The sequence below is a fragment of the Lysinibacillus sp. BNK-21 genome (assembly GCF_048684915.1).
GTDB lineage: Bacteria > Bacillota > Bacilli > Bacillales_A > Planococcaceae > Lysinibacillus > Lysinibacillus capsici.
Window position 1 is genome coordinate 873,425 of sequence record NZ_JBLQTS010000001.1, and the last position, 12,153, is coordinate 885,577.

Consider the following 12,153-nt stretch of genomic DNA (forward strand, 5'->3'; position numbering starts at 1 on the left):
AAATTATGTAACAATTAGGTAGAATACTTCGTTTCATTATCAAAAAGGGGGAGAGCTATGACGGAGGTTGAACTAATAGCAAGGGCGCAGCAAGGAGATAAAGAAGCCTATATCGAGCTTATCCGCATACATCAGCAAACCGTTGAAAAGTTTGCCTTTCAATGTGGCGTACATACAAATGATTTAGCTGATGTTTCACAGGAGGTATTTGTTAAACTATATCGCTTTTTACACCAATTTAAACAGGATCGATTTACCACGTGGCTCTATAAAATCACATTAAATGCTACGCGTGATTATTATCGTAAGGAACAACGGCAGCAGGCTAAAGAGGACAAGCTACAAGCCCAACAGCAAAAGACTCATTCATCTGCTGAAGAGGATGTTCTTTTGTTTGAAGAGGACAGGCATCTACATCGTGCTATTCAGGCACTTGACGAAAAATACCGTTATCCTCTCGTGTTGTATTATTTCCACGAATTAAAATACGAAGAAATCGCTGAAGTTTTAAATATTTCGTTATCGACGGTGAAAGTGCGATTATTACGAGCGAAGGAAAAGCTAAAGGCAGCATTAATGCAAGATGGGAGTGTTGAAAATGGATGATAAGCAATTTGACCAACGTATGGCACTACTGAAAAAATCCTATGAACGAATGGAAGCGAAGCTTGATCCTGATACTGTCTTTAAACAAATTGAAGAAGAGGATATATCCAAGGAATTATCTTTTGAAATTATTAATAAAGGTCATCAGCGCCCCTCAAGATGGCAAAAGTCGGTTGTTTGGTTTGTAAGTATTGCGAGCATGTTATTAGTGGGTTTATTAGGAACTTCATATATGATTAGACAGCCTGAAACATACAATAACAGTGATAAACAGATTTCCCAAGAAAATGATGACAAAACGATAGGGACGTATGAAAAATGGGTAGAGCGAATCACCAAGAAATATAAGAGAGTGAAAGAAGATATCAGTAGAGAGTTGAAAGTTTCAGTAGAAGAACTGAATACTTTTTCATATATTCAAAATGCAGATTCCATGTTAGCCTTCTATACGAGTTACGAACGTCCGATAGAAGAGGATTGGGAATTGCAAATAATGGAGAAAGAAATTTTAGACGGATTAATGACCCCAAGACGAGCCTTAGAGACAATCAAAGGATATGGGCCATTATCCTTTAATGAATCTTACGGAATCTTTAGCTTATATAAGCAATCGCTTAATGACATAGAAATGTATTTTAATTCTTTACTTGAACCTTATGAACAGTTTTTAAAGAAAAAGATAGATCGTAGTCAGTATCCATCAGATTTAAAAGCAATCATTGAAACAGCAAGCAAGCAATATATGGAACTTCATTTGGATACGGATGGTTCCTATTATTTTAAAGCTAATCCCATCGATGGGGAATATGCTTTTGAGCCTATAAAATACATGCACCCTGATATTTTTGGTTACTTTGAGTTTTTACAAAAAGGATTTTTAGTAGGAGAAGAAGGCTTGAGGTATACACGAGAAGAAACAGCTGAATCCTTGAAAATTATGGAGCGTTCATTGCTGTTTGATATCAATACGGCGAATGTTACTTATAAGGAATTAAAGGCAGTATTTGAAAATACTTGGTTAGCTCTAATGAAAGGATCCACTAATTATCAAGTGTATGCTGAAAAGGGAATCGTTAATAAAGAATACCTGAATTTTTTACAAAAAGTTGCTAATGGAAAGTATGGGGAGGTAATGACAAAGAATGCGGCAACTATTTTAAATGAATTACACCAATATAACAACTCAGAAACGTTAGTAGGGCTGTCAATACAAGATATTTCAACGGCCATTTTGCAAGTTAGGAAAGATACGGCAGTTGAAGAATTTAATATTGTAGACATCGATGATGCAGAGATTGCACAAATTAAGAGAATTTATGATCAGTATTTGAAAAGTGACCCTGAACCATTTATTAATCAGCTCAGTCCTTTAAATATGGTATCCCTTTATTTATATGCAATTTCTATTGGAGATGAATCATTGCAAGAGAAAGTAATCCTATCAAATGTAGAAATAGAGTCTGATTTTTTAAACAAAGTAAAAGGATTATCCATAATTAGCCAAATATCACAATACAATGGAATTTATCCAATGGTGGCTGTACGACTTGATGAAGAACATCAAAAAGAGTATGGCAAGCAAATTTTGTTTAGATTATCTCAAAATGAAGATGGTTTTTACCGTATAATTGGTATCATGGATTGATGAGATGATTTTTTGCCCCGTTTTTACACGTATGTTATAATTTAAGCGATATATACGTAGCAAACAAAAGAAAGTGGGCAAAGGTTATGGTAAAAAAATATGAATTAGGAGACGTGTTGACCGGAAAAGTTACAGGTATTCAACCATACGGTGCATTTGTTGCACTAGATGACAATACGCAAGGCCTTGTGCATATTTCGGAAATAACATACGGCTTTGTGAAGGACGTTAGTGAATTTTTAGCTGTTGGGCAAGAAGTTGAAGTCAAGATTCTTGAAATCGATGAAGAGGCCGAAAAAATTAGTTTATCGATGAGAGCGCTACAGGATCGCCCAGCAACAGTAAGAAAAAAAGATGCACCACCACGTAAATCATTGCAGGACCGTGTAGATGAATCGGATGCAAATGGTTTTAATTCCTTAAAAGATAAATTGCAGGACTGGATTGAACAATCTGGTCAATAAAGAAACGAGGATGCTTTCGAATGAAAGTATCCTCGTTTTTTCTATTGCTTTTTTATTTTGCGGATTCGATATTGCAGGTTTTGTCTGCTCATACCAAGTGCATTCGCTGCCTTTGTAATATTGCCCTCATATAAATTTAAGACATTTTGCACATAATATGATTCGGCTTCACGCAAATAGGCATCGAGTGGCATGACATTGTGATTTTGATGGAACATAAAAAATTCTGGTTCACGATTATTTGTATCTTGTTGCTGCACTTTGAAGCGGAAATGTAAAGGTAATAAATCCGAAGTAACAGTGGATTCCGTTGTCATAAATGAAACAATTTCATCCAGTAGTAGCTCAAGCTCTTTTAGATTTCCTGGCCAATCATATTGTAAAAATAATTCCTGTACATCTGGTGCAAGTTCAGTGACTTGTGAAGCAAATCGTTCTCGATGTCGACTAAAATAATCTTCTACAAATGGAAGAATGTCTTCTTTTCGATCCGTTAAATTAGGAATGGTAATGGCCATTGTAGCAAAGAAATAATATAGAGATTTTGACAGCTTCTTTTCGGCAATCAATGTAATGGGATCACTGCCCACACTGCCAATTAGCATATATTTGGACTGTGGAAGTGAATGTAGTATATCCAAAAGTTGCTCTTGAATGTCTAAGCTTAAAAAATCTATACGTTCGAAGAAGAAGGTGTAATCTTTATCTTCTTCTAATAATTGCTGTAATTTATCAAGCACCGATTGAGCTGAACGGCGACTAACGAGTGTCACAAAGGCATCAGGATCAGGTGAAGCGGCGTGGTGAATGCCCTCTGCTACTAAGTCTTTCCCTGTGCCAGATTCGCCAATTAATAATACTGGTAATTTTACAGCAGCTGCTTTTTTAGCGTTGTCGATAACCTGCTTCATGGATTCAGAATCAGCTTTAATCATATCAAATGTTAATGGTTCATCGTAACGACGAAGGGGTTGATAAACAAGCTTTTCCAGAGAGGTAATATCACGTGCAAATTCAATTGCGCCAATCAGTTTGCCTTCAACAAAAAGTGGAAAAGTATCATTGATTGTTGTAATTTCATGACCATTTTTATTCCAGTAGGATTGTTTAACGTTAATTTCTTTTTTTCCCGTTTGTAAAACACGCATTAACGTACTTTCATGTTGACGGAAGGAAAACATTTCAATAATGGAACGATCCGCAAGTTCATCAAAATGAAATCCTTCAATTTCTTTCATTTTCGTATTGTAAATAATCGTTTTGCCAGATAGGTCTACTGCATGAATACCAACGGATACATTTGTTGCAATAAACTCATAAAAAGGTAGTAAAGGTTCAGAATTTTTCATAAAAATGTGCACCTCAAAAATTTTTTACTTGAAATATGCAACGAAATTTTGCATTATAATAAGTGTAAGAATATTTTATACGCAAAGATATTTTGCGTCAATGTTTTTTGCATACCCAAACACATCTCACAAGGGAGGATTAAGTATGATTCCATACAAACACGAACCATTCACAGATTTTTCACAAGAGGCAAACTACAATGCTTATGTAGAGGCTTTAAATAAAGTTGAAGGTTACTTAGGTCAAGACTACCCACTAATTATTGGTGGCGAGCGCATTACAACAGAAGATAAAATCGTTTCGTACAATCCTGCAAAGAAAACAGAAGTCATTGGTCGCGTTTCGAAAGCAAGCAAAGATTTAGCTGAAAAAGCGATGCAAGCGGCAGATGAAACATTCAAAACATGGAAAAAAGTTGATCCAGCCATTCGTGCGGACGTTCTTTTCAAAGCGGCAGCGATTATCCGTCGTCGCAAACATGAATTCTCTGCACTATTAACAAAAGAAGCGGGGAAACCATGGGCAGAGGCTGATGCAGATACAGCGGAAGCAATCGACTTCATGGAATACTATGGTCGCCAAATGCTACGCATTAAAAACGGTCAGCCAGTCGAAAGCCGTCCAGGTGAATATAATCGTTATGACTACATTCCATTAGGAATCGGTATTGTCATTTCTCCTTGGAACTTCCCATTTGCAATCATGGCTGGTACAACAGTAGCTGCTTTAGTAACAGGGAATACAGTGTTATTAAAACCAGCTTCAACAACGCCAGTTATAGCGTATAAATTTATCGAAGTATTAGAAGAAGCTGGTCTTCCAGCAGGTGCGGTGAACTTCGTACCAGGTTCTGGTGCTGAAGTAGGTGACTACTTAGTCGATCATCCAAAAACACGCTTCATCAGCTTCACAGGTTCACGTGATGTTGGCTTACGTATCAACCAACGTGCATCTGTATTAAACGAAGGCCAAATTTGGATTAAACGTGTCATCGCTGAAATGGGCGGTAAAGATACAATCGTAGTGGATAAAGAAGCAGATTTAGAATTAGCTGCACAATCCATCGTGAAATCAGCATTTGGTTTCTCAGGTCAAAAATGTTCAGCATGTTCTCGTGCTGTCATCGTAGAAGATGTGTATGAGCAAGTGGTAAATCGCGTAGAAGAGTTAACAAACGCTTTAACAGTGGGTGACCCAACTGATTATAGCAACTTCATGGCAACAGTTATTGACCAAGCAGCATTCAATAAAATTACAGAGTACATCGAAATCGGTAAAGGCGAAGGTCGTTTAGTAGCTGGTGGTACAGCAGACGATTCAGTCGGCTACTTCGTACAACCAACTGTATTCGCGGACGTAGAGCCTTCTGCTCGTATTATGAAGGAAGAAATCTTCGGACCAGTGGTAGCCATTGCAAAAGCAAAAGATTTCGACCATGCGATTGAAATTGCAAACGATACAGAATACGGTTTAACAGGCGCTGTTATCACAACAAACCGTATGAACCTAGAAAAAGCACGTGAAGAATTCCATGTAGGAAACCTTTACTTCAACCGTGGCTGTACAGGTGCAATCGTAGGTTACCAACCATTTGGTGGCTTCAACATGTCAGGTACAGATTCAAAAGCAGGTGGCCCAGACTACCTACAACTGCATATGCAAGCAAAAACAACTTCAGAAATGCTTTAATTTTCACATTGACGTGAGGGCTGTTCAAAGTAGGTAGAAATTGAGGCATTTTGAATGAATTTGTGACACTTCTCCAGGTAACGCTACCTGGCTAAAACCGTAGACTTTCATGACGTAGTTTACCTTGGAGAAGTTAGCAAATTTACCGTTTGAATTGTTGCTATATTCTTAATCATTCTACTTATAGTGATACATAATCCCTTTCTTTTATAAAGTTTTTCAACATGATTAGTAAGGAGAGAATAGGATATGACAAAAACTCAACAAGTTATTGAACAAACACAAAATTTTGGTGCAGCAAACTATCATCCACTGCCAATCGTTATTTCAGAGGCTGAGGGTGCTTGGGTTAAAGATCCAGAAGGTAACAAATATTTAGATATGTTATCTGCTTATTCAGCAGTAAACCAAGGACACCGTCACCCAAAAATTATCGCTGCTTTAAAAGAGCAAGCTGATAAAGTAACGTTAACTTCACGTGCTTTTTACAGTGAAAACCTTGGTGAATGGTATGAGCTAGTAGGGAAATTAACAAATAAAGAAATGGTATTACCAATGAATACTGGTGCTGAAGCAGTAGAAACTGCGTTTAAAGCAGCTCGTCGTTGGGCATATGATGTAAAAGGCGTAGAAGAGGGTAAAGCTGAAGTTATTGCATGTAATGGTAACTTCCATGGTCGTACAATGCTAGCTGTATCTTTATCTTCTGATGAAGAATACCGTCGTGGTTTTGGTCCAATGCTACCAAATGTTAAATTAGTAGATTATGGTAATCTTGAAGCTTTAAAAGCGGCTATTACACCAAACACTGCTGCATTTTTAATTGAGCCAATTCAAGGTGAAGCGGGTATCGTCATTCCAACAGAAGGCTTCTTAAAAGCAGCTCGTGAACTTTGCCGTGAAAACAATGTACTTTTCATTGCTGACGAAATTCAAGCTGGTTTAGCACGTACAGGTAAAATGTTTGCTTGTGATTGGGAAGAAGTAGAACCAGATATGTATATCTTGGGTAAAGCTCTAGGTGGCGGCGTATTCCCAATTTCTTGTGTGGCTGCAAACCGTAGTATTTTAGGTGTATTCAACCCGGGTTCACATGGTTCAACTTTTGGCGGTAATCCTTTAGCTTGTGCAGTTTCAATTGCATCAATTAAAGTATTATTAGATGAAAAATTAGCAGAGCGTTCACACGAACTTGGCGAATACTTCAAAGGTAAATTAAAAGAAATTAACAACCCAGTTATTAAGGAAGTACGTGGTCGTGGTTTATTTATCGGTATGGAGCTAACAGAAGCGGCTCGTCCATACTGTGAAAAACTTAAAGAATTAGGTCTATTATGTAAAGAAACACATGATACAGTAATTCGTTTTGCACCACCACTTGTTATTTCTCAAGAGGATTTAGATTGGTCAATTGAACAAATTGAAAAAGTATTTAAACTTTAACAAAATGTTCACATTTTAATTCGGAAGTATGTTACAATGATGCCGATAACTATCATTAAAAAAAACAAAGAGGCGATTTAATAATGTCTGAAAACTTAAATCTTTTCACATCAACACAAGATGTCATTCAAGATGCTCTAAATAAACTTGGCTATGATGAAGCAATGTATGAATTACTAAAAGAACCGCTTCGCATGCTACAAGTACGTATCCCAGTGAAAATGGATGATGGTACAACAAAAGTATTTACTGGTTACCGTGCACAACATAATGATGCTGTAGGACCAACTAAAGGTGGGGTTCGTTTCCACCCACAAGTGTCTGAGGAGGAAGTTAAAGCGCTTTCAATGTGGATGACATTGAAATGTGGTATTGTCGATCTACCGTACGGCGGTGGTAAAGGCGGTGTCATTTGTGATCCTCGTCAAATGTCAATGGGCGAAATCGAACGTTTAAGCCGTGGCTATGTTCGTGCGGTAAGTCAAATCGTAGGACCAACAAAAGATATTCCTGCGCCAGACGTATTTACAAATGCACAAATTATGGCATGGATGATGGATGAATATAGCCGAATGGATGAGTTCAACTCTCCAGGCTTCATCACTGGTAAGCCACTAGTACTTGGTGGTTCTCAAGGTCGTGACCGTGCGACTGCACAAGGTGTTACAATCGTAATCGAAGAAGCAGCAAAAAAACGTGGTATTGATATTAAAGGTGCTCGTGTTGTTATTCAAGGATTTGGTAACGCAGGAAGCTTCCTTGCAAAATTCATGCATGATTTAGGTGCGAAAGTAATCGGTATTTCAGATGCTTATGGTGCACTTCATGATCCTGAAGGTTTAGATATCGACTATTTATTAGATCGTCGCGATAGCTTCGGAACAGTAACTACTCTATTTGAAAACACAATTTCAAACAAAGAATTGTTAGAGCTTGATTGTGATATTTTAGTACCAGCTGCTATTGAAAACCAAATTACTGCTGACAATGCACATAATGTGAAAGCAAATATCGTAGTAGAAGCAGCAAATGGTCCAACAACAGCTGAAGCAACTAAAATCTTAACAGAGCGTGGCATTTTACTTGTACCAGACGTATTAGCCTCTGCAGGTGGAGTTACAGTTTCTTACTTTGAATGGGTGCAAAATAACCAAGGTTATTATTGGACAGAAGAAGAAGTGGAAGAACGTCTATACAAAAAAATGGTCGAAGCATTTGATAATGTATATACAACAGCAACAACACGTAACATCAACATGCGCTTAGCAGCTTACATGGTAGGTGTTCGCCGTACTGCAGAAGCTTCTCGCTTCCGTGGTTGGGTTTAAGTAAAAAGAAGATAATGAGTCATTCCTATATTATTGGGATGACTCATTTTTTTCGTTTTTATTTGATTGAAGAAGGTGGTCTAGGCGCTGCTCTAATAGCATCTTTTTTTCGTTCCTTATTTTTTTGATTTTAAAAAATCTTAGCAGAAAAAAGCCCAAAATTATGGTTACGACAACAATTACAATAATAAGCATGTGCAAAAATTCCTTTTATTTTATGTAATGAGTAGTACTATACAACTATTGTCTGAACAAAATCTGAACAGTTTGAAAAAACGCTTTCGAAATAGCAAAGTGTTGACAGCGTTTAATCTTTGCTTTCTCTAGCGTAATTATGAGAAAATCCAACTAGAAAGGGGCGAATTAGATGGATTCATTTACTTTTTTTAACCCAGTGAAACTACATTTTGGTGAGGATGCACTTGAAAAATTGCCGAAAGAATTAGAGCAATTTGGAAACAAGGTATTAGTTGTATATGGTGGAGGAAGTATTAAATCGAATGGTGTATACGATGCTGTTATAGAAAAATTACAACAGGCGGATAAAACCGTATTTGAATTAGGTGGTGTAGAGCCAAATCCACGAGTAGAAACAGCTAGACGAGGTATTGAGATATGCAAAACTGAAGGAATTGACTTAGTTCTTGCTGTGGGTGGTGGTTCAGTAATCGATTGTTCTAAATTAATTGTTGCTGGCGCTAAGTATGATGGAGATGCTTGGGATATCGTGAAACGTAAAGTGTTTGTAGAACAAGCTATACCACTAGGAACGGTATTAACACTTGCTGCTACAGGCTCAGAAATGAATGCTGGATCTGTGATAACGAATGCTGCTACAGAAGAAAAACTAAGTTGGGGTAGTCCAGCAGCCTTCCCGAAATTTTCGATACTAAACCCAGCATATACAGTGACTGTACCTAAAAATCACACTGTGTATGGAATAGTGGATATGATGTCACATGTATTTGAGCAATATTTCCACAATACAACGAATACTCCTATCACAGATGAAATGTGTGAAGGGGTATTGCGAACGGTTATTACGACAGCTCCAAAATTATTAGAGGACCTAGAAAATACAAAGTTACGCGAAACCATTCTATTAGCAGGGACAATTGGTTTAAATGGATTCCTATCAATTGGTTCACGAGGGGATTGGGCATCTCATAATATTGAACATGCAGTGTCTGCTGTATATGACATTCCACATGCAGGTGGTTTAGCCATTCTTCAACCGCATTGGATGCGTTTAAATGTACCAGTAAATCCTGAGCGTTTTGCAGGTATAGCAACACGTGTGTTTGGAGTCGATGCAACAGGCAAAACAGTAGAAGAGGTTGCTTATGAGGGGATTGATCGTTTATCTGCATTTTGGACATCATTAGGGGCACCTAGTCGTTTGGCAGATTATGATATTGATGATTCGAAATTCCAGCAAATTGTAGATCATGCTATGCAAAATGGCCCTTTTGGCAACTTTAATCGATTGCAAGAGGAAGATGTAAGAACCATTTTACGAAATTCTCTTTAATACTTTAAGTATGAGGCTATGCTTATAGCCTCATACTTTTTTTTATTGCAAGGTTAAGAAAAATTAACGATTAATGTAGAATTTTGTCGTAGAAGTTTCTTTAGTCCTGCAATATAATAAAATAGATACATAATAGAAGGAATATAAATGTATTTTTCTTTATTTTAAGTGAGGAAAGTCATGTTTTTAATTGAGTCATTCAACCTATATTGTAGATTATTTTACTATAAGGTGATTTATGGAATGACAGAAAAGGATAGTTTTTTGTCGTAATCAGTCAATTCGTGTGTCAATGTTCAGAAGTTGTTCAGCCACCTTTACTAAAATAATTACAATATTAAACAAAGAGGAGAGGGATCAAATGTTGAAACAATTGCTACAGGATCGTATTGTTACATTAAGTTGTATAGAAATGCCATTTCAGCAACATGTTTATAAAATGCAAAATTGTGTAGAGGTATTGGGGATTGAAGCGAAATCATTGCAAATTGAAAATGATAAAATTATCACTGGATACATTGTAGATCAAAGTATATTTTTTAAAAGCGTGCGTTTTGGGCAAACGAATGTTATTTTTTCGGATGGTGTAAATAAAGCAATTGTACAATTATTTGTTCGTCCTTCTGGAGAAATTGTTGTAGAAGTTAAGCCGTATTTGGGGGGTGCTGAGATTGTTCCTGTTTATTATCGAACAATTTTAGCAGATACAGCTATTGCAATTGATTTAAAAGGTGCTTTAAAACATTATTTGGTAGCCCATCAATTTATGATTATAGAAGATTCAATTGCTGAAGTACATTATCAATCCATGCATCCGAATGTATTAAAGGATTCTTTTTTAGGAAATTTCGTGTTGGGTTGTCATGTGGATGGCAGAAATATTCTCAATGCAGAAGAATATGCATTAGCTAATCGTCAAGCCTCCTTACTATTTTCAAAAATCGTTATTCAGCAGAATGGTAAAAGACAAATGATTGCTTGTAATAAATTACTTACTTTTATGATTACAAACCATGTTTATGTAGGTTATGAGGATATTCCTAATTTAAAATTAGTCTAACAAATAGCCAACTGCCTGAAATACGGCAATTGGCTATTTGTTTTTATAAAGTATTAAATGGAGTTGTTTGGTTTTTCACCAACGTGTATCCAGCTTGTTTTCCCGTCATCTTCGTCGAATAATATAGCTACTTTAGATACTCCTTTTTGGCTTAGGATTACCTCTGTTAAATGATCCCGAACATCATCTAAAAAGGCTAACGATAAAAGCGGATCAGCTTCAGCCACTAATTCTACATGTAAAAACTCTCCTTCTTTAATCACTTCAAGACGCACAATATCTTTGATATTTGGATCATCCATTACGAGATGAGCGATATGGTTTAACATCTCTTCATCAGTTTCACCAATGACACCACGTGCGTTATCAAGGAATACCTTACCTACAACATAAAACATCATGACCCCAATTATCATCGAAACTAGTCCTTCTATTCGACCCCAACCTGTAAAATAAGCAATTAAAATAGCAGCAAAGGCTAAGAAGTTGCCCCCAGTAGCAACTAAATCTTCCATAAAAACTAATTTTGTTGCCGGTTTTGCTCTATTCAAGTATGTGAATGCTTTCGGAATAGATGCGATACCTGCTTTTTCTTGACCTGATTCATGTAGCACTTCTGCAGCCGCTTTAGCTAGCACTGTCCCTTCTAAAACAATCCCGATGAATAATACTCCTAGGGCAATCAATATCCCGCTAGACTCTCCTGTGGGATGAATAAAATGATGCCAACCTTCTTTTATTGTTTCATAAGAAAGGATAGCTACAATTATTACGGCGAAAAGGCATACTAAATTGACAATACGACCAAAGCCACCGGGAAATTGTTTTGTAGGTGCCTTTTTAGAGAGTGCTGACCCTATATACACAAATAATTGGTTTGCTGCATCGCCTAGAGAGTGCATCATTTCTGCAAACATCGCAACGTTACCTGTAAAGAAAAAGGCGATTCCTTTAATAATTCCTAAAAATGCATTTACACATGCAGCCATTAGAGAGGGTTTGTTACCGTCTTTTAGTAGTTTTAATAGTTCTGCCAT

The 12,153-nt window shown here is 36.9% G+C and carries 10 protein-coding genes; 8 read left to right on the forward strand and 2 right to left on the reverse strand.

Annotation, left to right across the window (positions count from 1 at the left end; translation table 11 throughout):
- The first annotated feature begins 57 nt into the window (after positions 1-57).
- The 3 genes from ACMGGO_RS04315 to yugI all read left to right on the forward strand — a co-directional run bounded on the left by ACMGGO_RS04315 (position 58) and on the right by yugI (position 2,715).
- Positions 58-606 carry an RNA polymerase sigma factor gene (locus ACMGGO_RS04315; protein ID WP_048394469.1) on the forward strand — a complete coding sequence of 183 codons (549 nt, stop codon included), beginning with the start codon at positions 58-60 and terminating at the stop codon, positions 604-606.
- Complete coding sequence (locus tag ACMGGO_RS04320) at positions 599-2,251, forward strand: hypothetical protein (protein WP_279495856.1); 1,653 nt, start codon at positions 599-601, stop codon at positions 2,249-2,251. The genes ACMGGO_RS04315 and ACMGGO_RS04320 overlap by 8 nt, the downstream gene beginning before the upstream one ends.
- 86 nt (positions 2,252-2,337) lie before the next feature.
- Positions 2,338-2,715 carry a S1 domain-containing post-transcriptional regulator GSP13 gene (gene yugI / locus ACMGGO_RS04325; RefSeq protein ID WP_004228409.1) on the forward strand — a complete coding sequence of 126 codons (378 nt, stop codon included), beginning with the start codon at positions 2,338-2,340 and terminating at the stop codon, positions 2,713-2,715.
- Between the two features lie 41 nt (positions 2,716-2,756).
- Here the strand turns inward: yugI and ACMGGO_RS04330 are convergent, their stop codons facing one another.
- Positions 2,757-4,064 carry a sigma 54-interacting transcriptional regulator gene (locus tag ACMGGO_RS04330; RefSeq protein ID WP_103118704.1) on the reverse strand — a complete coding sequence of 436 codons (1,308 nt, stop codon included), beginning with the start codon at positions 4,062-4,064 and terminating at the stop codon, positions 2,757-2,759.
- Between the two features lie 145 nt (positions 4,065-4,209).
- On the opposite strand from ACMGGO_RS04330, the gene pruA reads away from it, so the two are divergent.
- From pruA to ACMGGO_RS04355, 5 genes are all read left to right on the forward strand, one after another.
- Positions 4,210-5,754, forward strand: a complete 1,545-nt coding sequence (pruA, locus tag ACMGGO_RS04335; RefSeq protein ID WP_279495853.1) for an L-glutamate gamma-semialdehyde dehydrogenase — start codon at positions 4,210-4,212, stop codon at positions 5,752-5,754.
- A 249-nt stretch (positions 5,755-6,003) separates the two neighbouring features.
- Positions 6,004-7,197 carry an ornithine--oxo-acid transaminase gene (locus tag ACMGGO_RS04340; protein WP_004233780.1) on the forward strand — a complete coding sequence of 398 codons (1,194 nt, stop codon included), beginning with the start codon at positions 6,004-6,006 and terminating at the stop codon, positions 7,195-7,197.
- An 83-nt stretch (positions 7,198-7,280) separates the two neighbouring features.
- Positions 7,281-8,525, forward strand: a complete 1,245-nt coding sequence (locus tag ACMGGO_RS04345) for a Glu/Leu/Phe/Val family dehydrogenase (protein WP_004233781.1) — start codon at positions 7,281-7,283, stop codon at positions 8,523-8,525.
- 367 nt (positions 8,526-8,892) lie between these two features.
- Positions 8,893-10,056, forward strand: coding sequence for an iron-containing alcohol dehydrogenase (locus ACMGGO_RS04350; protein WP_279495850.1), 1,164 nt, complete (start codon positions 8,893-8,895; stop codon positions 10,054-10,056).
- 361 nt (positions 10,057-10,417) lie between these two features.
- A complete protein-coding gene (locus ACMGGO_RS04355) occupies positions 10,418-11,116 on the forward strand; it encodes a hypothetical protein (RefSeq protein ID WP_279495848.1) in 699 nt (232 codons plus the stop codon).
- Between the two features lie 53 nt (positions 11,117-11,169).
- Here the strand turns inward: ACMGGO_RS04355 and ACMGGO_RS04360 are convergent, their stop codons facing one another.
- On the reverse strand, positions 11,170-12,153 hold the full coding sequence (locus tag ACMGGO_RS04360; RefSeq protein WP_048395811.1) for a cation diffusion facilitator family transporter: 984 nt from the start codon (positions 12,151-12,153) through the stop codon (positions 11,170-11,172).